17 protein-coding genes are annotated in these 21,754 nt (G+C 52.5%); 11 read left to right on the plus strand and 6 right to left on the minus strand.

Going from position 1 to position 21,754, the window contains the following annotated elements; all coding sequences use genetic code 11:
• Window positions 1-97 precede the first annotated feature (97 nt).
• Window positions 98-283 (plus strand): tautomerase family protein, encoded by a 186-nt coding sequence (locus BM323_RS20540; RefSeq protein WP_008109189.1) that lies wholly within the window; start codon window positions 98-100, stop codon window positions 281-283.
• Window positions 284-391: 108 nt separating this feature from the next.
• Here BM323_RS20540 and BM323_RS20545 read toward each other — a convergent pair whose 3' ends face one another.
• Window positions 392-1,498, minus strand: coding sequence for a glycosyltransferase family 9 protein (locus BM323_RS20545; RefSeq protein WP_008109186.1), 1,107 nt, complete (start codon window positions 1,496-1,498; stop codon window positions 392-394).
• Between the two features lie 141 nt (window positions 1,499-1,639).
• Between BM323_RS20545 and BM323_RS20550 the strand changes: the two genes are divergently transcribed.
• On the plus strand, window positions 1,640-2,380 hold the full coding sequence (locus tag BM323_RS20550; RefSeq protein ID WP_008109185.1) for a GntR family transcriptional regulator: 741 nt from the start codon (window positions 1,640-1,642) through the stop codon (window positions 2,378-2,380).
• Here the strand turns inward: BM323_RS20550 and BM323_RS20555 are convergent.
• The 4 genes from BM323_RS20555 to BM323_RS20570 all read right to left on the minus strand — a co-directional run bounded on the left by BM323_RS20555 (window position 2,367) and on the right by BM323_RS20570 (window position 7,207).
• Window positions 2,367-3,347 carry a PfkB family carbohydrate kinase gene (locus tag BM323_RS20555; protein ID WP_008109184.1) on the minus strand — a complete coding sequence of 327 codons (981 nt, stop codon included), beginning with the start codon at window positions 3,345-3,347 and terminating at the stop codon, window positions 2,367-2,369. The genes BM323_RS20550 and BM323_RS20555 overlap by 14 nt on opposite strands.
• A complete protein-coding gene (locus BM323_RS20560; protein WP_175501731.1) occupies window positions 3,334-4,356 on the minus strand; it encodes an ADP-ribosylglycohydrolase family protein in 1,023 nt (340 codons plus the stop codon). The genes BM323_RS20555 and BM323_RS20560 overlap by 14 nt, the downstream gene beginning before the upstream one ends.
• A 17-nt stretch (window positions 4,357-4,373) precedes the next feature.
• Window positions 4,374-5,648, minus strand: a complete 1,275-nt coding sequence (locus BM323_RS20565) for a nucleoside permease (RefSeq protein WP_008109181.1) — start codon at window positions 5,646-5,648, stop codon at window positions 4,374-4,376.
• A gap of 182 nt (window positions 5,649-5,830) precedes the next feature.
• On the minus strand, window positions 5,831-7,207 hold the full coding sequence (locus BM323_RS20570) for an aldehyde dehydrogenase family protein (protein WP_008109179.1): 1,377 nt from the start codon (window positions 7,205-7,207) through the stop codon (window positions 5,831-5,833).
• 481 nt (window positions 7,208-7,688) lie between these two features.
• Here BM323_RS20570 and BM323_RS20575 point away from each other — a divergent pair, with 481 nt between their 5' ends.
• The 3 genes from BM323_RS20575 (at window position 7,689) to BM323_RS20585 (ending at window position 12,411) form a co-directional block, all read left to right on the plus strand.
• Entirely contained in the window at window positions 7,689-8,618 is a 930-nt protein-coding gene (locus tag BM323_RS20575; RefSeq protein ID WP_007886110.1) for a RepB family plasmid replication initiator protein, read from the plus strand.
• 1,614 nt (window positions 8,619-10,232) lie between these two features.
• Window positions 10,233-11,432 (plus strand): AAA family ATPase, encoded by a 1,200-nt coding sequence (locus BM323_RS20580; RefSeq protein WP_008109176.1) that lies wholly within the window; start codon window positions 10,233-10,235, stop codon window positions 11,430-11,432.
• A gap of 7 nt (window positions 11,433-11,439) precedes the next feature.
• Window positions 11,440-12,411: a ParB family protein gene (locus BM323_RS20585; RefSeq protein ID WP_008109175.1), complete on the plus strand. Its 972-nt coding sequence runs from the start codon at window positions 11,440-11,442 to the stop codon at window positions 12,409-12,411.
• 449 nt (window positions 12,412-12,860) lie between these two features.
• Here BM323_RS20585 and BM323_RS20590 read toward each other — a convergent pair whose 3' ends face one another.
• Window positions 12,861-14,792, minus strand: coding sequence for a sigma-54-dependent Fis family transcriptional regulator (locus BM323_RS20590; protein ID WP_008109174.1), 1,932 nt, complete (start codon window positions 14,790-14,792; stop codon window positions 12,861-12,863).
• 274 nt (window positions 14,793-15,066) lie between these two features.
• On the opposite strand from BM323_RS20590, the gene ssuD reads away from it, so the two are divergent.
• The 6 genes from ssuD to BM323_RS20620 all read left to right on the plus strand — a co-directional run bounded on the left by ssuD (window position 15,067) and on the right by BM323_RS20620 (window position 21,712).
• Window positions 15,067-16,239, plus strand: a complete 1,173-nt coding sequence (ssuD, locus tag BM323_RS20595) for an FMNH2-dependent alkanesulfonate monooxygenase (protein WP_008109173.1) — start codon at window positions 15,067-15,069, stop codon at window positions 16,237-16,239.
• Window positions 16,240-16,253: 14 nt separating this feature from the next.
• Entirely contained in the window at window positions 16,254-17,660 is a 1,407-nt protein-coding gene (locus BM323_RS20600) for an FAD/NAD(P)-binding protein (RefSeq protein ID WP_008109172.1), read from the plus strand.
• A gap of 74 nt (window positions 17,661-17,734) precedes the next feature.
• Complete coding sequence (locus BM323_RS20605; protein WP_008109171.1) at window positions 17,735-19,129, plus strand: LLM class flavin-dependent oxidoreductase; 1,395 nt, start codon at window positions 17,735-17,737, stop codon at window positions 19,127-19,129.
• Window positions 19,126-20,145, plus strand: a complete 1,020-nt coding sequence (locus BM323_RS20610; protein ID WP_008109170.1) for a methionine ABC transporter ATP-binding protein — start codon at window positions 19,126-19,128, stop codon at window positions 20,143-20,145. Before BM323_RS20605 ends, BM323_RS20610 begins: the two co-directional genes overlap by 4 nt.
• A complete protein-coding gene (locus tag BM323_RS20615; protein ID WP_008109169.1) occupies window positions 20,142-20,840 on the plus strand; it encodes a methionine ABC transporter permease in 699 nt (232 codons plus the stop codon). The genes BM323_RS20610 and BM323_RS20615 overlap by 4 nt, the downstream gene beginning before the upstream one ends.
• Window positions 20,837-21,712 (plus strand): MetQ/NlpA family ABC transporter substrate-binding protein, encoded by an 876-nt coding sequence (locus BM323_RS20620; RefSeq protein ID WP_008109168.1) that lies wholly within the window; start codon window positions 20,837-20,839, stop codon window positions 21,710-21,712. The genes BM323_RS20615 and BM323_RS20620 overlap by 4 nt, the downstream gene beginning before the upstream one ends.
• The last annotated feature ends 42 nt before the right edge of the window (window positions 21,713-21,754 follow it).

Raw genomic sequence — 21,754 nt, forward strand, 5'->3', positions numbered from 1 at the left:
AACACAGATTGCCGGTGAAGATGGGTGATTGACGCTGCACGCAGAGCTTTGGCTGCGGTATGCTGAAAACGAACGTTTACTTTAAGGAGCAGCAGAGATGCCAGAAATTGTTGTGTATGCGGCGGAAGGTCGCACGATTGAGCAGAAGAAGAAGTTGTTGAGAGCCGTGACCGCAGCGGTGGCCGATTCGTTTGAGATCGATGCTAATTCAGTGACGGTTTCCATCATCGAAACGCCAAAACATCACAAGTCAAAAGGCGGCGTGCCGTTTGATGAGCGTTAGAATAACGCTAAGTTAGGCGTTACGTTGAAAAGGAATAACAGGCATAGAGCGGAAAACATTACTGAAAAAATTTGCGAATTTATAATGTTCACTCTATGCCTGATCCCTCTAATTTAGATTGAACTTATCAATAGCGTTTAATACGTTATCGACCAGTGATGCATCTTCCCCAACAACAAAAGTCGACGTGAAAATTTGATGACCATTTTTGTAACCTGGCGACCATAATTTATTGTTATCAGGGATATCACGATAAATACCAATTAGCGGTTTGTCATACAAAGCTGCAACATGGACGACAGCCGTATCAGGTGATATAACCAGGTCGGATAAGTTTATCGCTGCCATAGCATGATATAGCGATGGTACATGATATACCTTTGCTCCAATGAAGAAGTCTTTCACGAAAGATTTTTTATAATCCAGAACGACAATGTCTACATTATTATTCTTTAATAGAATACCACTAATTATTTCTTTAGTTTGTTGTGGTGTTAAATTTCTATCATCGTGACTTGCATACATATTGATGATGACTTTTTTATTATCTCCTGTAAAAAAATCGATTGCTTTAACTTCGTCTGAAATGGATTGCTTATAATATACCTCATACCTTTGATTCGAAGCATCAGGGAAGCCAAGGTAATTCATAATCGCAGCATAAATCTCTTTAACATGAGATTGATAGTGATTAAATGCAATGTTGACGTCGTAATGCGATAGCCACTTTTGTTTATTGAAACCTAATGAAATTTTAGGTGAGATAGCTTGTATCATCTTCGGCATGTATAAGCCTGTATCCCAGATACCCGTATCAATCATCAAATCATAATTATTGTTTTTCAATGTGATTATTAGATCATCGGGAATCGCATGGTTATACATATCCCGAGGATCCATTTCATCAGTTAGATAAAGGTTTCTGATAAAAGGATTACCTGAGAAGATCATTTCATTTGCTTTTATCGCTAAAACATCAATGTTTATGCCTGCTTCATGCATCGCGCGTAATATGCATGTTGATACTATAGCATCACCAATCTTACCTTCGTTCCTGATCATCAGCGCTGTGCGAACTTTAGATGGTGCGATCTTTTCTGTTGGCATTCGACGCCATTTTTTTGTCGCTTTATATAAAGCGATTTTATACTTCAGCTTTTTCTTTAAATAATTTCTTTTTCTATTTAATTCTCTAATTTTTTTTATAAATTTCATGTCAATAATTGGTCCGGGAATTTCAAGTATTGTACTATTTGTTAACTTTAAGATAAAGAGCCCAAAAATGGTTCGCTACCGCTAAAAAGTCAGTATCATAACGCTTTCATCCGCTTACCGGATTAGGTGAACCCGACCACTATGACCGACCAAACTGCACTTTTTTCGCGGCTGACTTCTACCCTTGCCGATGACAGCCGCACGCCGCTGTACAAACGCTTTGCCACTGCAATTAAAGATGCGGTGCGCGATGGCGTGTTAGTGCATGAAGAGATCCTGCCGAGTGAGCGTGATTTCAGCCAGTCGCTGAGCATTTCGCGCATCACCGTGCGTAAAGCCATGGATGCGCTGGAAAAAGAGGGTGTGGTGTTGCGTTCTCGAGGCTACGGTACGCAGATCTGCAGCCAGTTCGAGTATTCGCTTAAAGAGCCGAAAGGCTTGTCACAACAAGCGGTATTACGCGGTAAAAAGCCTGACACCGTGTGGATTAACAAAAGCAAAATCCATTGCGACGCAGAAATCGCCGAAAAGCTGGGATTGAGTAAAGGCAGCGATGTGTATTTGCTGAAGCGTATTCGTTATGTCGATCAGCAAGCGGTGTCGGTGGAAGAATCCTGGGTGCCGGCGCGCTATATCGCCGATGCGGATGAGATTGGGATTTCACTGTACGACTATTTCCACCAGCAGCAAATTCTGCCGGTGACGTCACAAAGCAGAGTGAGTGCTCGCATGCCTGATGAGGCGCTCCAGCAGCAGATCGCCCTACCCGACAACGTGCCTGTTTTGGTGATCAAGCAGCTGGCGTTAGATGCGCAGGGCAATCCGCTGGAGTACAGCATTAGCTACTGTCGTAGCGATATGTATGTGTTTATTGCGGAGTAAGGCGCTGCTGCCAATAAGCCGTTAATGTGGCGCGATCCGGCGCGCAATCGCCGCCCCGTTGTGACACCACATAAGACGCCACCGCATTGCCCAGCGCAACGCTTTCAGCCAGCGACCAACCCGACGCCAATCCCGCCAATAATCCTCCCGCGTGGCTGTCGCCTGCTCCGATGGTATCGACCACCGTTGTTGGCAGCGCCGGTATCCAACCTTGCGTATTCGCGTCAACGAAGCCGGCACCCTCACTATCGAGTCGCACTACCATCGCGCCACCAAAACGCTGTTGCCAGCGCGTCATTAACAGTTGCGCATTAAAGAGTTCTTTTTGATTCAAACGCTCATGCCACAACAGTTCGGCTTCCTGTCTGTTCACTGTAATCAGTGGATGGCACGCCATTATGCGTTCGAACTGCGCATCACCGATATCCGCCAGACGCGGACCGAAATCCACCAGCAACTGATACGGCTGGCTTTGCTGTTCCAGCCAGTCGATCAGCACATCACCGCTTTTACTGGTGAGCTGATAGCCAGAAAGGTAAATCCAGCGATTAGCCAGTTGCGGCAGCGTGTCGAGCAGCGCCACATCCCACTGATTTTCCACGCCGCTTACTGATAGAAAGGTGCGCTCGCCATCGGGTTCCACTAAGGCTAAACACCAGCCGTTATCGCCTTTCGCGGTTTCCAGTACGCTATGAATGCCATATTCCGTCAGCTTCTGCCGCACAATGCTCGCCCATGTGCCGTTGCCGAGCGGCAACGCATTGATGGACGGGATGCCAAGCCGGTGCAGCGCAATCGCCACGTTCAGCGCGCAGCCGCCCACGTTGACACCCTGCTGCTGGAGCTCAATATCGCTGCCACGATGTGGCAACGAGTAAGCATCGGCAATCACATCCACCACCGCCGCGCCAATCACGCATACCGGCAGACGGCCCTCAAGCCTCTTAAGATCATTAGGCGTCAGCATAAGCGGCCTCGCGCTGCTGGCGGAAGCGCAGGAATGCGGCGCTGTAGCGGGTGAAATCAAGCGCATTTACCGCATCAAGCTCGGCTTTCAAGGCAATTTCGATGCTGTCGATGCCGTTCAGCGCGCCGCAAATCGCCACCGCCATCGCGCCGATGGTATCGGTATCGCCGCCGAGATTAGCGCAAAGGATCGCGCAGCGATTAGGATCGGTCTCGGCTAATTCAACCATCGCAATCGCCGCCGGTACCGATTCAATGGTGCTGGTGCCGGTGCCAACCAGATCGTAAATTTGCTGCATAGTCGATTCCACGCCCTTGCCCTGCGCGACAACGTTCAACGCCAGTTCGAGGCGTGCTGCCATTGATGCGCTAAAGGTGGTAACACGCTTTTCCTGCGCCGCGCGTGCAATCGCTGGAAGTTCATCGCGGATCGTTGCCCAACTGGCTCCATCAATAGCGCGCGAAACCGCCCACGCAATCACCGTTGCGCCGGAAATCGCGACATCCGATTTATGCGTTGGGCTTGACGCCAGTGCGACGGCATCAATGAAAGCGGATAAATCGCGTGCTGGCAGCAGACAGCCGAGCGGCGACACACGCATCGCTGCGCCGTTGGTCATGCCGTTATTTTCCAGCTGCGACACTGGTGTGCCGGCTTTCATGGCGTTGAGCGCGATTTTTGATGTCGGTCCAAGCACGTTCTTGTTGAAGGCATCAAACGACTCAGCCCAGCGCAAGATATTCGCGCCAATGGTTTCCGCGTTGATCTCACCATCATGAGAGACGATCGCATCAGCCAATGCCAGCGCCATAGACGTGTCATCGGTAAAGGCCGCCCGGCCAAAGTAACATGCGGCGTTGTTTTCGGCCGGACCGGGCAGGAAGCGATCAATCCAGCCGAAGTGCTGCTTCACGCGTGAGCGTGGCCACAATTCCGATGGCATGCCCATCGCATCGCCCAGCGCCTGGCCGTAAAACGCGCCTAAAATCCGTTTTTCTTGCGTTGTCATCGTCATGGTGAAATCCCTTATTTATGGCTGTCAGCGGTTGCTGAATTATCGAAAGCGGTAAGTTCATCGCTGCGTTTTTTGCCGTCACGGAACAGGACGATAAAGGCGATGGTGATCATTACGATCATCACGCTGCCAAACATCCACATGCCGGCCCAGTTGAAAGTCTGCCCGTTGCGGGGTTGGTCGTAGGCGAACATTTCCTGCATCAGGTAGCCACCAAGGCGGTAACCGAGCAGGCTGCCGATGCCCTGACAGGCCAGCGTGATCAGCCCTTGCGCGGCATTACGCATCGCCACTGGTGCTTTCTTATCAACGTAGATGTAAGCGGTGATGAAGTAGAAATCGTAGCTGACGCCGTGCAGCAGAATCCCCATGAACAGCAAGCCGTAGGTCAGCATGTTTTGATCGCCGCCGAACACGAAGAACACGTAGCGCAACGCGGCGGTGGTTAATCCCAGTAGCAGCACTTTGCCGATGCCAAAGCGTTTAATGAAGAACGGCAGCGCCAGCAGGAAGAAGATTTCCGAAACCTGACCGAGCGTCATCCAGCCGGTAGCATGCGGCAAGCCGACTTCCGTCAGATAGCCTTCGGCAAAGATGTAGTAAAACGCCAACGGCATGCTGAACAAGAATGAGCAGACGAAGAATACGAGGAAGCTGCGATCCTTTAGCAGATGCAGCGCATCCAGGCCAAGTGCGACGCGCAGGCTGAATTTGCCGGTGCTTTTAGGTTCAGTCGCGGGCAGCGTCAGGGCAAAAATGCCGAGCAACAGCGAGCTGGCTGCGGTGATCAATAACGGAACGTTGCTGGCTGAAATATCGCCATAGCCCAGCAGCGGCGGCAGGAAACCACAAACGATGCCGGAGGCGATCCAGCCAAGGGTGCCCATGACGCGAATGCGCGGGTAATCACGCTCCACATCCGCGACGTGTGAAAACGCGATGCTATTGGTTAAGGCGATGGTTGGCATGTAAGTGAGCGCATACAGCAACAACAGCGGGAAGAAGCCGCCGAAGTGCGTCTGCTGGGCTGCAAAGAACATCAGGATTGATCCGACGATAGTTAGCAGCGACAACACTTTTTGCGCCTGGAAGAAGCGATCGGCCAGCGATCCGACAAGGATCGGCGACAGGATGGCGGCTATTGAAGTACAGGCGTAGCACCAGGCGATCTCAACCGGCGAGAAGCCGTTTTTGCTGAGAAATGCCCAGAGCGGTACAAACCATGCGCCCCAGATAAACCACTCAAGAAACATCATGAACGACAGTTTTGGGATTGTTGTTTTCATTTAAAAGGACTCCCCGGTGTAGGTGGGGCCAATCTAACACCAGTAATAATACCTTTATAATACCAGTAGTGGATTTTTTGAACTCGCCCACAACATTTTAACTGATGTGCAACGGTCTGAGGCGGGAGGTAACTAGATGCGGTGGATATGAATGAGGGCGCGAATAACGCGCCCGGTAATAGTTAGCGGCGGTTTTTCCATACCGTCTGAATGTTGCAGAATTCGTGGACACCAAAGCTCGACAGTTCACGACCATAGCCGCTCTTCTTCACGCCACCAATCGCGACACGCGGATCTGACGCGCCATTGCCGTTGATAAACACCGCGCCGGTTTCCAGTTTCTCCGCCAGTTCGTTGGCCAGCGCTTCATTGCCACTCCACACTGTTGCACTCAGACCGAATTCGCTGTCGTTAGCCAGCTCAAGGGCATGTTGTGCATCACGAGCCACGGTAATCGCTGCAACCGGACCAAAGATTTCCTGCTGGAAAGCGGTCATGGCTGGTGTGACATCAGCGAGGATCGTTGGGGCGTAATAGTTGCCTGGGCCGTCGATCTTTTGGCCGCCTAATACCAGACGTGCGCCTTCCTTAATGGTCTGCTGCACCTGATTATCCAGCTCATCACGCAGATCGTAACGTGCCATTGGGCCGATGTAAGTTTCTTCTGCCAAAGGATCGCCGATCTTCAATGCCTGCACCGCTGCGCTGAAACGCGCCTCAAACGCTTCTGCGACGCTTTCTTCAATGATGAAGCGCTTGGCTGCCATGCAGACCTGTCCGGTGTTCTGGTAGCGTCCTGTGACCGCTGAGGCCACTGCAGCATCAAGGTCTGCATCCGCCAGTACAATGAAAGGATCCGCGCCGCCCAGTTCCAGCACGGTTTTTTTCAATACCGCACCGGCTTGCGCTGCAATAGCTCCACCTGCACGCACGCTGCCGGTTACCGCTACAGCCGCAATACGCGGATCTTTGATTGCTGCTGAAACGCCATCGTTATCGACGTTGATCACGGTAAAGCCGCCTTTAGGCAGGTCTGTAGTATCAAACAGTGACGACATCAGGTTGGCGGATCCCATTACGCTTGGTGCATGTTTCAGTACATAGGTATTACCCGCCAGCAACATGCTGACTGCGCCGCGCAAAACCTGCCAGTAAGGGAAGTTCCATGGCATCACTGCAAGGATCACGCCGAGCGGGCGAAACGACTGCCACGCTTGCTGGTTTTCCACCAGCGTGGGTTTGTCGGCAAGGATCGCTGGGCCGTGTTCTGCATACCAGTCGCAGAGATTGGCGCATTTCAGTACTTCAGCACGTGCCTGAGCGATAGGCTTGCCCATTTCCAGCGTCGCCATAGTTGCCAGCTCATCCTGACGTTGGCGAATCTGTTCAGCCAGTTGACGCAGCACTTTGACCCGTTGCGGCATTGCCGTATAGCGCCACTCTGCGAAGGCATCAGAACTTTGCTGCAATGCGGCTTCCAGCTCAGTTGCGCTCTGTAGTGGATAGGTCGCGAGAATTTCGCCAGTAGTAGGGTTACGGGAAATTACGTTGTCAGTCATGAAAGATGTCCTCGTCATAAGTGATGTGATGTTCAATGGTGCTTACCTTACGCCGGGTAGAGGTTTCTTAAAAATGAATAATAATGAGGAAGTTGTTCATTTATGGAGAATTATAAGGATCCTGGTCGCACAGAACTGATGATTTGGTGGGATCGAATAGGATGTTATCGCGATGCGGTTGTTTTAAACGTTTTGCGTGTCCAAAGCCGCTTCAGTCCTAGCGTTATTAAGTTATACAGTGAATAGATCTTAAAGAAAGATCATATAGAGATCTTAAAGAGATCCTAAGAGATCCCCGATCGTCGCAGGCCGCACCCCACAAGGGCTCAGAAGGTGATCGCGTTCACTATAATGAGTAAAGTGTTCACTGGAGTCAGTAGTTTATTCACTATAGAGAGTAGAATGTTCACTATAAACAGTGTTAATGTTCACTGTAATCAGAAAACGACCCTTTTCATCCACAGAATGAAGATCTCAGGCTATGGCAGATAAAGAGAGTGAAAACAAGGCGTTACTCGAGCCTTTTCTGTCGGTGACAAAAAACAGCGGTGAAGTTATTCAACTCCACCCCAATAAAAATAACACCGTACAACCGGTCGCTTTAATGCGCCTGGGTCTGTTTGTTCCTACATTGAAATCCACAGCGCGCGGTAAATCAGGCGCGATGGCATCGACAGATGCAACGAAAGAGCTGAAGAACCTTTCTTTAGTAAAATCGGAAGGTTATGAAAAGATTACCATTACCGGCGCAAGGCTGGATATGGATAATGATTTCAAAACCTGGGCCGGTATTATTCAGTCTTTCTCGCGTTATCCCTCAAAGGGCGACACTGTGACGCTGCCGTTTATCGATTTCGTTAAGATGTGCGGGATCCCTTCGGCAAACTCTTCGGCCGCGTTGCGTAAGCGCTTAGATGCCTCTTTGCGACGCATTGCCACCAATACGTTGTCCTTTGAAGGTAATGGCAAAGCCTATCACACTCACCTTGTGCAATCGGCGTATTACGATCGTGAAAAGGATCTGGTGCGCATTCAGGCCGATCCTAAGTTGTTCGAGCTCTATAACTTCGACCACAAAGTGTTACTGCAGCTGCGGGCCATTTCGCGTTTGAAGCGTAAAGAATCAGCTCAGGCGTTGTATACCTATCTCGAAAGTTTGCCGACCAATCCGGCGCCAATTTCTCTGGCGCGTTTGCGTATGCGTTTAAACCTGGGCTCGAAAACCACCACGCAAAATCACGTGGTTCGACGTGCGATGGAGCAGCTCAAAGAGATCGGCTATCTCGACTATTCGGAAGTGAAACGTGGCCGCTCAGTGTTCTTCATCATCCACAGCAGGACGCCAAAACTCGATGGCATCAGCAACCTCGAAAGTATCGATTCGCTGGAAGATATCGAATTCGAAGAGTGATTTTACCCGTTCACTGTAGTCAGCAAATGCCCTCAAGTAGTGTCACTTTTTGAGCAAAAGTGACACATGCTTTTCTCATAGCATTCACTGTAATCAGACACCCTCAAGCAATTCACTGTAATCAGCAACGTTCACTGTAATCAGAAACCTTCTGCTTTTGTCATGTCTTCTGCGATGTCTTCAACCGCGTTGTGCCCTCTCTAAGCTACTTTTAAAGATAGTGAGTACTTACAAGGGCGGCACCGCTTCACTCAAATTCCCTTTTCATTGCCTTTCTACTGATCACAGTGAACGTTTGTTCAAGCGCTCGCTTTCACTGATTACAGTGAATGCTAATCGCAGGGCTGCGTTCTGAATACAGTGAACGACCAAATGCAACTTCATGATTTATATGTATCAATAAAGCCAGGTCCAACGTGATTCACTGTAATCAGCAGATGAACTGTTAATACAGACAGTAAAAGTGACAGGGTTGGTCACAAAGCTGATTACAGTGAATGTTTGGACTGCCTTCTCACTACAGTGAACGAAAGCAAGGGAAGTTCGTACTGACGCTTATATGCTGTTTGAAGTGCACGTCACGCTGTCACTGATTACAGTGAACGCTGTCACCACTTCCCCTGCCCCACCGGTTTTGCAGCATGACAATCAATAGCGCAACGCGTCGCTTTTACTGAATACAGTGAACGTTGAGTGACCATGGTTTTGCTGATTACAGTGAACATCAGCATCACTCAGCTGTCATCAAGAAAGCCATTTAACGTGATGCATGTACTGATTACAGTGAATGTCGGAGGGGGCGTTCCGTTGATTTCGGTGAATCGTTTATGGCGATTTCAGCTACATCCATTTGACGGCAAAGATCGGTTTACTGATTATAGTGAACGCTCGTATCAAAGTACTAAACAAGCTTTGCTGATTACAGTGAACGTTCTTCACCGGGTCATAACTTTTACTGATTACAGTGAATGTTCTGTTGTACTTGCAGATTTGACTTACTGATTACAGTGAACGTTTAATCGAAGCGCGATAAGCATCTACTGACTACAGTGAATCTTTGTCTATGATGAGCACAAGGTTTTCACTGATTACAGTGAACGTTAGGCGTTGAGAATGAAAAGTAATTAAGTTTTACTGATTACAGTGAACATCCCAACAATGTGAACTTCGTCGTTGCTCGCTTGCCTGCTCCTTTCGTCCACATAGGCTCTACTGATTACAGTGAATCTTCGCCCGCGATTTACTGATCACAGTGAACCTTTTACTGATTGCAGTGAACATTTGCCCTCTTCGGCTTGCTGACTACAGTGAACGTTCCAGCAATTTCAGCCACAACCACCCTTCTCCTTTCTCTATTTAAAAGCCTACCAAGGAGAAACCAGCTACTGATTACAGTGAATCTTTGCCCCAATGCGCAAGAATACGACGTTTCAATATTGTACAAAAAAGCTTAATGGCTAAATAACGATCACTGATTACAGTGAATCTTTGCGTTAAACTGCTCTTAATCAAGGTGTTTCCATTTAACTGATTCTTCCTGTGCAGAAGAGATATATTTGCCTCGTGTGCTGGATTTATGTATAAAGTCATAAATCCTACATGTGTGGAGCAAGTATGGCTAACGATGAGAAGCAAGTTCTGAAGGTTGCACAACGTTCAGAAAGAATGCTGATGAGCCTGACAGAACAGATTCAGGCGCAGAAAGAAGAGTTGCGGGAAAACACGTTCTATCAGGTTTACGCTAAAGCGGCGTTAGCCAAACTGCCTAAATTGACGCGTGCGAGCGTGGATTACGCTGTAAATGAGATGGAAGAGAACGGTTATCCGTTCGATAAGCGTGCAGCTGGCAGCTCAACCAAATATGCGATGTCGATTCAGAACATCATTGATATCTATCATCATCGCGGCGTGCCTAAATATCGCGATCGGCATCATGAAGCCTTCAGCATCTTTGTCGGCAACCTTAAAGGCGGCGTGTCGAAAACGGTCTCTACCGTTTCGCTGGCACACGCATTGCGCGCCCATCCGCATCTGCTGTTTGAAGATTTGCGTATTCTGGTCATCGATCTGGACCCGCAATCCTCTGCCACCATGTTCCTGAACCACCAACGTTCAGTAGGATTAGTGGAAGCTACCGCTGCGCAGGCGATGCTGCAGAACGTCAGCCGTGAAGAGTTGCTCAACGAATTTATCGTTTCATCGATTATTCCGGGCGTTGATGTGCTGCCGGCGTCAATTGATGACGCCTTTATTGCCTCGCGTTGGGAAGAGCTGTGCGCCGCTCACCTGCCCGATCAGAACATCCACGCGGTGCTGTATGACAATGTCGTGGCCAAGCTGAAGAAAGATTACGACTTTATCTTTATCGACAGCGGCCCGCATCTTGATGCCTTCCTGAAGAACGCCATTGCCGCTTCGGACTTGCTGATGACGCCGGTACCTCCCGCACAGGTGGATTTCCACTCTACGCTGAAGTACTTAACGCGTTTACCGGAGTTGATTGGCATCATTGAGGAATCGGGCGCAGCCTGCCGTTTGCAGGGCAATATTGGCTTTATGTCTAAACTGTCGAATAAAGCGGACCACAAGCTGTGTCACAGCCTGGCGAAAGAGATTTTTGGTGGCGATATGCTTGATGCTGCCTTACCGCGTCTGGATGGCTTTGAGCGCTGCGGAGAGTCGTTTGACACGGTTATCTCGGCCAATCCATCAACCTACGTGGGTAGCACCGAAGCCTTAAAGAATGCGCGTTCAGCGGCGGAAGATTTCGCGAAAGCCGTATTTGACCGTATTGAATTCATTCGCCTGAACTGAGGTTACTATGAGCGCAAAAAGAATCACTATTGGCCGAACCTTCAGCCAGACACCATTGCAGACTGAGGAAAGCGCCGATGGCCATTCTCAGACCTTTATCCTGGCGACGGGCAAACGCGCCCTGTTCACGCTGGAACACATCCCTGCGAAAGAAATCGAAGAGAAAACTTTCGTTAAGATGGAAACCAATGGCCGCGATCAGTCTGGCCTGACGCCAGAATCGCTGCGCGACATCATTCGTACTATTAAATTGCAGCAATTTTTCCCGGCGATTGGCGTAAAGCGTGACGACCGCATTGAGATTCTCGATGGTTCACGCCGTCGTGCTGCGGCTCTTCACTGCAAAACCGGGCTGGATGTGCTGGTCACTGAAGTGGCTATCTCTGCGGAAGAAGCGCGTCGTTTAGCGCAGGATATTCAGACCGCGCGCGAGCACAACCTGCGTGAAGTGGGCATGCGTTTGCTGGCACTTAAAGATGGCGGATTATCGCAAAAGGAAATTGCGCAAAGCGAAGGACTTTCTCAGGCCAAAGTAACGCGTGCATTGCAGGCCGCAAGCGTGCCGCTTGAGCTGGTGACGCTGTTCCCAAATCATTCTGAGCTGACTTATCCAGACTATAAATCGCTGCTGCAAGCTTACGAGAAGCTTCAGGAAACCGGACAAACGGTTGATGCACTGATCGATACCATCGGCATGGATGTTGATACCGTATGCGCACGCGATGGTTTAGCGGAAGATGAAGTGAAGAACGGCATTCTGCGTTTAGTGCGTAACGGCAGCCAGACGCTTATTCAGTCACCGGCGAAAGACAAAACCGTTGCGACGCCTTTGTGGAGCTTCGCCGATAAAGATCGTTTTGCGCGTAAGAAAACGCGCGGACGCATGTTCAGCTACGAGTTTAATCGCCAGTCAAAAGAGTTGCAGGAAGAGCTGGATAGAGTGATTAATGAGACGCTCAACAAGTATCTAAATCAGTAAGCGAAATGCCGCCTTCGGGCGGTTTTTTTATGCCCTTCTCAATGCCTCGCCAGCGCAATTTCAGCGCTAACTGTATGAAATATCGATTGTCGCTGCGGAAATTTCAGGGTGAAATCGCCATCATTTCAGCCAGCAGCTAAAAGGCATCCGGTTCTAACTCACCAATACCGATAAACTAACTGCAGCCAATTTAACCAGCTGCGCGCTAAACCGGCAATCGCCAGTGAAGGCATAAAAGCCGAGCAACAACCGAATGAAATTTCATCCATTCGCCCAAGCGATTTCATCTCTATTGCAATGAAAAATATAGCTTTTTAAATAAAATTTCAGGCTGAAATCGCCAAATAAGATTGTAATTTCAGCCATCAACTCAAGACGCAAAGCGAGATTAGCCAGATGATATTCAATGATTTATCCACAGAAAACGTGGATAACTTTCAAGACTAACCTTACTCAATCAACGCTAGCGCTGATGAAAATTGCCAGACTGCATCGCGCACGCGCACCGGTTTAGTGATCAGCCCCAACGCATAAAAACGATCGGCGATTGTCTGTTGCTCTTTAATCACTTCGAAGGCCATCGCACGCGTTTTGTGGCTGCGACGTGTCAGTGCGCGTTCTACTGACGCAACTTCCAATCCCAGCTCCTGAGCCAGTAATATTGAAGCTTCGTGGCGATGGCTATCAATGAATAAGCCAGTTTGCTGCAAACTCTCCACCAGCTGCCTGAGAATGTCATCGTGCTGTTCAACGTAATCACGTCGCGCCAGATAGAACTGATGATTGCGTACGCGCCCTTCACCATTAACCAGAACCCGCAGCTCGGGATTGCTCTCAGCGGCGCTGAGCAACGGATCCCACATCATCCAGGCATCAACCGAGAGATAATCACTGGCGGTCAGCGGATACTTAGGCGGCGTATACACCACTTTTAGTTCATCCAGGCCAATGCCCGCTTCTTCCAGTAACTGCAGCAGTAGCCAGTGAACGTTCGAGCCTTTATTAACCGATATGCGCTTACCGCGCAGATCGCTGATGGTGCGAATATCACTGTCATGCGGCACCACAATGCCAACGCTGCTTGGCGCCGGTGGCTCCCACGCGATATAAGTCACCGCATTGCTGCTTGCCTGGGCAAAGATTGGCGGTACTTCGCCGGTGGTCCCAAAGTCGATTTCGTTGTTTTGCAGTGCATACAACAGCTGTGGCCCAGCAGGAAACTCACTCCACAACACGCTAATACCTTGCTGAGCGAAGCAGTGTTCGAGGCTTTGACGAGCTTTCAACACGCCGAGATTGCCAAACTTCTGATAGCCAATACGCAGCTCGCGTTCCTGCGTTCCACGCGCACTGGACGAGGATGGAGAAACAAGCGCTTTGCGCCGTCCTTTAATCATTCCCTGATTTGCCAGATGTGTGCGTAAGGTGTGGCGGCTTATACCCAATAGCGCGGCGGCCTGGGTTTGATTCTGATCTGTCATCGTTAGCGCATTGCTAATCAGGCTGCTGATAACGCGATCAAATAGCTGTTGCGGCTGGCTGATTAGCTGCTGCTGAAGAAAACTGTCGAGCGTTGAATCGTTTGACTCGTTAAAGCCATGTTCACTGTAACCAGCAAGTCGCAGCTGTGCGGGCGTCAGCGTCTCTTCGCGGCTCAACAATACGGCGTTGTGCAGCGTATTCTCCAGTTCACGGATATTGCCCGGCCAGCTGTATTCGCGCAGCGCCTCGAGCGCATCAGGTGAGAGACGACGTGCCGGACGTCCTAAACGTCTTGCGTAAAGTGCGAGGAAGTGTTGCGCCAATAGCGGAATGTCTTCACGGCGCTGACGCAGCGGCGGCAGCGGAACCACCGCAATATTCAGGCGATAGAACAGATCTTCGCGGAAGCGACGCTCGCGTATTGCCTGCGCCAAATCCACATGCGTTGCCGCGATAACCCGCACATCCACCTTGATCGCTTTGCGCGAGCCCACTCGCGTAATCTCGCGCTCCTGCAACACACGCAACAATTTAACCTGCAGTGAAGGGCTAAGCTCACCAATCTCATCCAGCAGCAAGGTACCGCCTTGCGCGGATTCAAACCAGCCGGGATGAGACTGCGTCGCGCCGGTAAAAGCCCCTTTCTCATGGCCAAACAACTCGGCTTCAGCCAGACTTTCCGTTAACGCACCGCAGTTAACCGCCAGAAAAGGGCCGTGACGCCGCTGGCTGTGATGATGCAGATAACGCGCCACCACTTCTTTCCCTGTGCCGGTTTCGCCGACAATCAGTACGGTTGCATCTGTGGGAGCGAATTTATCCAGCAGCGATTGAAAAGCCAGAGAGGCGGGATCGACTAAGCGTGGTGAATCAGTGTGATTGTTAAAGGTGGTTAGCATGGCATTGAGTCCGGTAAGGAGCATATCGCTACGCTAAATGCTCACGCTAACTATTAACACCATGTAAAAAGCATAAGCAGTTGCATATGCAGCAATAGCTGTTGCGTCAGAGTTGCAATTGCAACTCGATATGCCCTAATCAACAACGTTAACCCTCTGAAATACGGCACTTCACGCTAATCAACAACCTGGCACGCTTTCTGCTAACAGCTATATAACCAAATAAGCAGTTCAAAATGATCATTTTTTAATAAAGTTATATAGGAAAAGCATAATGGCCGATTCCGCGAACGATAAAATTAATGTCTTCTGGTTTTTACCTACGCACGGTGATGGACGCTACCTCGGTACCACCCAAGGCGGACGCCCGGTCGATTTACCCTACTTACAGCAAGTGGCGCTAGCCGCCGACAATCTTGGCTTCTATGGCGTATTAATTCCTACTGGCAAAAGCTGTGAAGATTCCTGGCTGGTTGCCTCGGCGTTAGCGCCTATTACCAAACGTCTGCGTTATTTAGTGGCGGTGCGTCCTGGCTTGCAGCCGCCAACGCTGGCAGCACGCATGGCGACAACGCTTGATCGTCTGTCCGAAGGACGTTTATTGATTAACGTGGTGACCGGTGGCGATCCCGTCGAGAACAAAGGCGACGGCATTTTCCTCAACCACAGTGAACGTTATGAAGTCACCAAAGAGTTCCTCGATGTCTACAGCCGCCTGATGCGCGGTGAGAAAGTGGATTATGAAGGCAAACATATCCACGTCGAAGGTGCGGAAGTGCTGTTCCCGCCGGTGCAGGAGAATGGTCCGCCGCTCTATTTTGGTGGTTCATCAGAGGCGGCGATTGATGTGGCTGCGGAACAGATCGATACCTATCTCACCTGGGGCGAGCCGCCAGCGCAGGTTGCCGAGAAGCTGGAAGTGGTGCGCGCACGTGCGCAACAGCGCGGACGTAAACTGGAATACGGCATTCGTTTGCACGTGATTGTGCGCGAGACCGAAGAAGAAGCCAAAGCGGCGGCAGATAAGTTGATTGACCATCTTGATGAAGAGACTATTGCGCAGGCGCAGAAAATCTTTGCGCGTATGGATTCTGCCGGTCAGGCGCGGATGAGCGCATTGCACCAAGGTTCGCGTGACAATCTTTATATCTCGCCGAATCTGTGGGCTGGCGTTGGTCTGGTGCGTGGTGGCGCGGGCACAGCGCTGGTCGGCAGCCCTGAGCAAGTGGCTGAACGTATCCGTGAATATCAGGCGTTGGGCGTCACCAATTTTATTCTGTCTGGATATCCGCATCTTGAAGAAGCGCATCGCGTGGCCGAATTGTTGTTGCCGCTGCTGCCGCTGGCGAATGCGCAACAGCAGCGTGAACGCACCATTAATACCGGGCCGTTTGGTGAAACCATTGGTGGCGATAAGCGACCTTCAAAACAGACGAGCGCCAGCTAATGCAGGAGAAGGCAATGGCAACGACACAGGTAATCATTGTTGGCGGTGGCTTTAGCGGCACAGCGTTGGCAATTCATCTCGCACGAACCTCATCGAGCAGATTACTGATTACAGTGGTCGAACCGCGCGCCAGTCTCGGCGGCGGCGTTGCCTATTCCACGCAGGAGCCCGCGCACCGCATCAACGTGCCCGCTTCGCGCATGCAGTTAAGTGGAGAAGAGCAGGGCGCGTTTGATCGCTGGTATCGCCAGCAGCCGGAATGTTCACTGGATTCAGTAGCGCACTGCGACGACGGCTCGGTCTATCCGCAGCGCAGCCTGTTCGGTCGCTATCTGGCAGAACAGTTTGCGGGAGCTGCGCAGGCGTATCCGCACATCACGCTGCGACATGTGCAGGCCAGCGCCGTGGCCTGGGAAGGCGAGCAGCTGTTACTCAGTAACGGCGAAACGTTGCAAGGTGATGTACTGGCGTTAGCGATCAGTCATCCGCCGCCTTCGTTGCCGCGGGCGCTGCAACCGTTCTCGGCGCATCCGGCATTGATTGCTAATCCGTGGCAACACGGCGTACTGGACGCCATCGTTCCAGAATCCTCGGTGGCGATTATCGGTACCGGCTTAAGTATGGCGGATGTGGTGGCTTCACTGGGCACCAGACAGCATCGTGGCCCGTTAATCGCATTCTCGCGCCGTGGGCAGCTCTCACGCGATAACCTAAGCGGTGAGTGGCCTGAATGGACGTTAGCCCCGCAGGATGTGTCTAGCGCGCGTCAGTGGCTGCAACATATCCGCGCCGAGGTTGTGCGTGCCGCTGAACACAATTTGCCGTGGCAGCGCGTGCTCGATCAGGTGCGAGTGCAAGGTCAGGCTATCTGGCAATCGCTCCCTTTGCGCGAGCAGCAGCGCTTTGTTCGTCACTTACGCTCGTGGTGGGATGTACATCGCTATCGCATTGCGCCGCAGGTGTCAGCGGTGATCAACGCACGTCGTCAACAGGGCAATCTGAAGGTGCTGGCCGCGCGCCTTAGCGAAATCTCCGATCTCGGCAATCAGCTGCAAATAACGCTACGCACGCGCGATGGTGCCAGCGAAGCCCATCGCCTCGATCATCTTATTGTCACCACCGGTCCCGGCCATGAAGCCTTAACCGCCAGCCAGCCACTGCTGCAATCGCTCAGCCAGCAAGGGTTAATCCGCGCTGACCGGCTCGGTTTTGGTATTGATGTTGACAGCCAATCGCACACGCTCAATCTCAGCGGCCAGCCCAACGCGCGACTGTTTGTCGTCGGTCCCGCTGCGCGTGCGCGCTTCGGTGAACTGATGGGATTGCCGCAGGTTGCCGATCATGCCGCCGACGTGGCGAAGCATATTTTACAAGAACTGCAAATCGCTCATGCCGAGCGATGTCCCCCTTCAGCGCTTTAATCTCTCAACATCCTAAAAATTAACTGACGAACGCCGGGTCGTAACACGATCACGGCCTCGCTATGGAGATTGCTATGCCATCGCAACGTGAAATTCGCTTGAACGCATTTGATATGAACTGTGTCGGACACCAGTCGCCGGGCCTGTGGGCGCATCCGCGTGACCGTTCCTGGCAATACAAAGATCTGGAGTATTGGGTCGATTTGGCGCGCCTGCTGGAACGTGGCAAATTTGATGGCCTGTTTATCGCCGACGTGCTCGGCGTTTACGACGTCCTGAACGGCAACGGCGATGCGGCGATCCGCCAGGCGACGCAGGTGCCGGTCAACGATCCGCTGGCGTTGATTACGCCAATGGCGCTGGTCACCGAACACCTCGGCTTTGGTCTCACCGCGTCGCTGTCGTTTGAACATCCCTATCCGTTTGCGCGCCGCTTATCGACGCTCGATCACCTGACCAAAGGCCGCATCGGCTGGAACATCGTCACCTCGTATCTGGAGAGCGGGGCGCGCAACATTGGGCATAAAACCCAGACCGATCACGACAGCCGCTACGATTACGCCGACGAGTATCTGCAAGTGGTGTACAAGCTGCTGGAAGGCAGCTGGGAGCAGGATGCGGTATTGCGTGACCGTGAACGCCGCATTTTCAGCGACCCGCGCAAAATCCATCCCATCAATCATCAGGGCACATTCTTCAACGTGCCGGGCATTCACCTGTGTGAACCGTCACCACAGCGCACGCCGGTGCTGTATCAAGCGGGTGCATCAAGTCGCGGCAAACAGTTTGCGGCAGAACATGCCGAATGCGTGTTTGTTGCTGCGCCGTCAAAAGTGCTGCTGAAGAAAACCGTCGCCGATATTCGCCGCCGCGCGGCGGAAGCGGGACGCGATCCTTACAGCATCAAAATCTTCAATCTGCAAACCGTGATTGTCGGCGAAACCGATCTGGCGGCGCAGGCGAAGTGGAAAGAGTACACCAGCTGGGTCAGCTACGAAGGCGCGCTGGCGCTGGTGTCGGGCTGGACCGGCATCGACTTCGGTCAGTATCAGCCGGATCAGGTGCTGAAATATATCCACACCAACGCCATTCAATCGGCGGTCGAAACCTTCTCCACCGCCGATCCCGATCGTCAGTGGACGGTAAAAGCGCTGGCGGATTGGGTCGGCATCGGCGGCTTTGGCCCGCTGATTGTCGGCAGCGCGGAAACCGTCGCTGACGAGTTGCAAAGCTGGGTCGAAGAGACCGACGTAGATGGCTTCAACTTCGCCTACGCACTGACGCATGAAACTTTTGAAGATGTGGTGGAGCTGCTGATCCCGGAGCTGCAAAAACGCGGCGTCTACAAAAAAGAGTACGCGCAGGGCACGCTGCGCGAGAAGTTATTCGCCGCCGGTCCGCAGCTGCAGGCACCGCATCCGGGCGCGGGCTATCGCGTTAAATCCTCCACGCTGCAGGAGGTCTCATGATCGAAATAGATAACCTCAGCAAACACTATCGCGCGCCCGACGGCCGCCTCACCGAGGTGCTGAAATCCATCAGCCTGCAGGTGCCGCAAGCCAACATTACCGCAGTGGTTGGGCCGAGCGGCGCGGGTAAATCGACGCTGGCGAAGTGCATCAGCCTGCTGGAGCAACCGAGCGCCGGCAGCATCCGCGTCAACGGCAGCGATCTCTCGCGGCTGGATGGCGAAGCGCTGCGTCAGGCGCGTCGCTCGATTGGCACCGTTTTCCAGTCTTCCGCGCTGCTGCAACGCAAAACCGCGTGGGAGAACATCGCCTTGCCGCTGCACTATCTCGGCGTGGTGGATCGTGATATCGCCGCGCGCGTGGGCGAATTGCTCGACAGCGTCGGCCTCAGCCACAAAGCCAAAGCCTATCCCGGCCAGCTTTCCGGTGGTCAGCGGCAGCGTATTGGCATCGCGCGGGCGCTGGCGTTGCGCCCGTCGGTGTTGCTGGCGGATGAAGCCACCTCAGGGCTCGATCCCGAAGCCACCGTCACCGTGCTCGACCTGCTGAAAAAACTGCGCGATGACTACAAGCTGGCGATTGTGCTGATCACCCATGAAATGGATGCGGTACGTCAGGCGGCCGATGCGGTAGCTGAAATTCGCGACGGCCAAATCGTGCAGTACGGCGTGGTGAAAGCGTTGCTGGCGCAGCCAGATTCTCTGTTGGGACAGCGCCTGTTCCCGCTGGCGGCGCAGGCGGGCGATGCCGAGCTGGTGTTGCAGCTCAGCTATCGTACTGATGTGCCGGTCGCCAGCGACTGGATATCGCGCCTCAGCCAGCAGTTTGGTTTGCGGATCGATCTGCTCGGTGCGCACGTCGAGCAGGTGAACGGTCTGCAAGCGGGCCGCCTCAAGGTGGGCATTCACTATCAGCAGGAACGCATGCCGCTGGCACGTTTGCTGTCGCAGCTGGAACAGCTGGGCTTAGTTGCCAGTGTTTCCGGCAGCGTGTTGCCATTGCGGGAGGCGGTATGAGCGTATCAGTGATGAGTCAGGATACGCCGTGGCCAGAAATCCCGGCGTTGATGCTGCCCGCTCTGGGCGAAACCGCATTGATGGTGGTGATCGTGATGCTGTTCGTGGTCACCTTCGGCGGCATCGTCGGTGTGGTGCTGTTTAACACCTCATCGCGCGGTCTGTTTCCGCATCGCGGTATTAACCGGGTGCTGAGTTGGATTGTGAATATGGGTCGTTCGTTGCCGTTTCTGGTGCTGATGGCGGCCATCATTCCGTTCACCTTCTGGCTTACCGGCACCACCATCGGCATTCCCGCCGCCGTTGTGCCGATGATCGCCGCCGGCATTCCGTTCTTTGGACGTCTGGTGGACAACGCGCTGCGTGAGCTGCCCGGCGAAGTCACGGCGGTTGGCCTGGTGTGCGGCGGTTCGCGCTGGCAGATCATCCGCTCGGCACAACTCAGTGAAGCGCTACCGGCGATTGTTGCGGCAGTGACGCTCAACCTGATCTCAATGATTGAGTACTCCGCCATTGCCGGCACCATCGGCGCGGGCGGAATCGGTTATCTGGCGGTGGTGTACGGCTATCAGCGCTTCGACAACCACATCATGATCGCCACCATCGTGGTGCTAATCGTCCTCATTCAAACCATCCAATTTCTCGGCGACCGTTTGGTCACCGCATTACGCCATCCTCAGGGGACATCATTATGACAACACAAGATTTCGAACTGCGTAAATCCCGCCGCTGGCCGTGGCTGCTACTGATTATAGTGGTCGTTGTACTTGCTGCAGGCGGCTGGTTCTGGCGCGGCCAACAGGCGCAGGCGGTGGTATTTGGTACCACGCTGAAGGTGCATTTTGAACCGGCGATGGCGGGTGAGCAGAAGCTGATCGAATACGTTGGTGAGCACATCGCGCCGGATTACGGCCTGAAGCTGGAAGCGGTTGGCGTGCAGGATCCGGTGCAAGCCGACCGCGCGGTAGCGGAAGGGCAGTATGCTGCGACGATATATCAGCACCAATGGTGGCTGAAGCAAGTGGTGGATGCCAACGGCTTTGCGCTGACCTCAACGCTGCCGCTGTTTCAGTGGGCGTTTGGTATCTACTCCGATCGCTACACGTCGGTGGCCGATTTACCGCAGGGCGCGACCATCGTGGTGCCGGATGACGGCGCCAATCAGGGCCAGGCATTGTGGTTGCTGGCGCGTCAGGGTTTAATCACGCTCGATCCCAACGTTGAGCCGCGCACAGCCAAACTGAAGAACATTGTCGGCAATCCGCACGGCTTCGTGTTTAAAGAGCTCGATCTGCTGACTATGCCGCGTGCGCTTAACTCGGTGGATGCGGCGATTGGTTACGTCTCGCAATTTGACGCCGGTAAAGTGCCGCGCGAAAAAGGCATTCTCTTCCCGCCTGCGCCGCGCACTTTCGCCTCACAGCTGGTGATTGGCACGCCTTATCTGGACCAGGAAAACATCGAGAAGCTGAAAAAAGCTTTCTCCGATCCGCGCGTCCAGCAGTGGTTGAAGACCACCGACGATCCGCTGGTAAAAGGGGTGTTGGTGCCAGTCTCAGCCGACTAATTTTTTGTTGATAGCACACCCGGACGCGCCATGCGTGTCCGG

The sequence above is a fragment of the Pantoea sp. YR525 genome (assembly GCF_900116775.1).
GTDB lineage: Bacteria > Pseudomonadota > Gammaproteobacteria > Enterobacterales > Enterobacteriaceae > Pantoea > Pantoea symbiotica.

Excerpts from the sequence above, each read along its gene's own strand:
- BM323_RS20540 (WP_008109189.1), top strand. The coding sequence starts at position 98 with ATGCCAGAAATTGTTGTGTATGCGGCGGAAGGTCGCACGATTGAGCAG.
- BM323_RS20545 (WP_008109186.1), bottom strand. The coding sequence starts at position 1,498 with ATGAAATTTATAAAAAAAATTAGAGAATTAAATAGAAAAAGAAATTAT.
- BM323_RS20550 (WP_008109185.1), top strand. The coding sequence starts at position 1,640 with ATGACCGACCAAACTGCACTTTTTTCGCGGCTGACTTCTACCCTTGCC.
- BM323_RS20555 (WP_008109184.1), bottom strand. The coding sequence starts at position 3,347 with ATGCTGACGCCTAATGATCTTAAGAGGCTTGAGGGCCGTCTGCCGGTA.
- BM323_RS20560 (WP_175501731.1), bottom strand. The coding sequence starts at position 4,356 with ATGACAACGCAAGAAAAACGGATTTTAGGCGCGTTTTACGGCCAGGCG.
- BM323_RS20565 (WP_008109181.1), bottom strand. The coding sequence starts at position 5,648 with ATGAAAACAACAATCCCAAAACTGTCGTTCATGATGTTTCTTGAGTGG.
- BM323_RS20570 (WP_008109179.1), bottom strand. The coding sequence starts at position 7,207 with ATGACTGACAACGTAATTTCCCGTAACCCTACTACTGGCGAAATTCTC.
- BM323_RS20575 (WP_007886110.1), top strand. The coding sequence starts at position 7,689 with ATGGCAGATAAAGAGAGTGAAAACAAGGCGTTACTCGAGCCTTTTCTG.
- BM323_RS20580 (WP_008109176.1), top strand. The coding sequence starts at position 10,233 with ATGGCTAACGATGAGAAGCAAGTTCTGAAGGTTGCACAACGTTCAGAA.
- BM323_RS20585 (WP_008109175.1), top strand. The coding sequence starts at position 11,440 with ATGAGCGCAAAAAGAATCACTATTGGCCGAACCTTCAGCCAGACACCA.
- BM323_RS20590 (WP_008109174.1), bottom strand. The coding sequence starts at position 14,792 with ATGCTAACCACCTTTAACAATCACACTGATTCACCACGCTTAGTCGAT.
- ssuD (WP_008109173.1), top strand. The coding sequence starts at position 15,067 with ATGGCCGATTCCGCGAACGATAAAATTAATGTCTTCTGGTTTTTACCT.
- BM323_RS20600 (WP_008109172.1), top strand. The coding sequence starts at position 16,254 with ATGGCAACGACACAGGTAATCATTGTTGGCGGTGGCTTTAGCGGCACA.
- BM323_RS20605 (WP_008109171.1), top strand. The coding sequence starts at position 17,735 with ATGCCATCGCAACGTGAAATTCGCTTGAACGCATTTGATATGAACTGT.
- BM323_RS20610 (WP_008109170.1), top strand. The coding sequence starts at position 19,126 with ATGATCGAAATAGATAACCTCAGCAAACACTATCGCGCGCCCGACGGC.
- BM323_RS20615 (WP_008109169.1), top strand. The coding sequence starts at position 20,142 with ATGAGCGTATCAGTGATGAGTCAGGATACGCCGTGGCCAGAAATCCCG.
- BM323_RS20620 (WP_008109168.1), top strand. The coding sequence starts at position 20,837 with ATGACAACACAAGATTTCGAACTGCGTAAATCCCGCCGCTGGCCGTGG.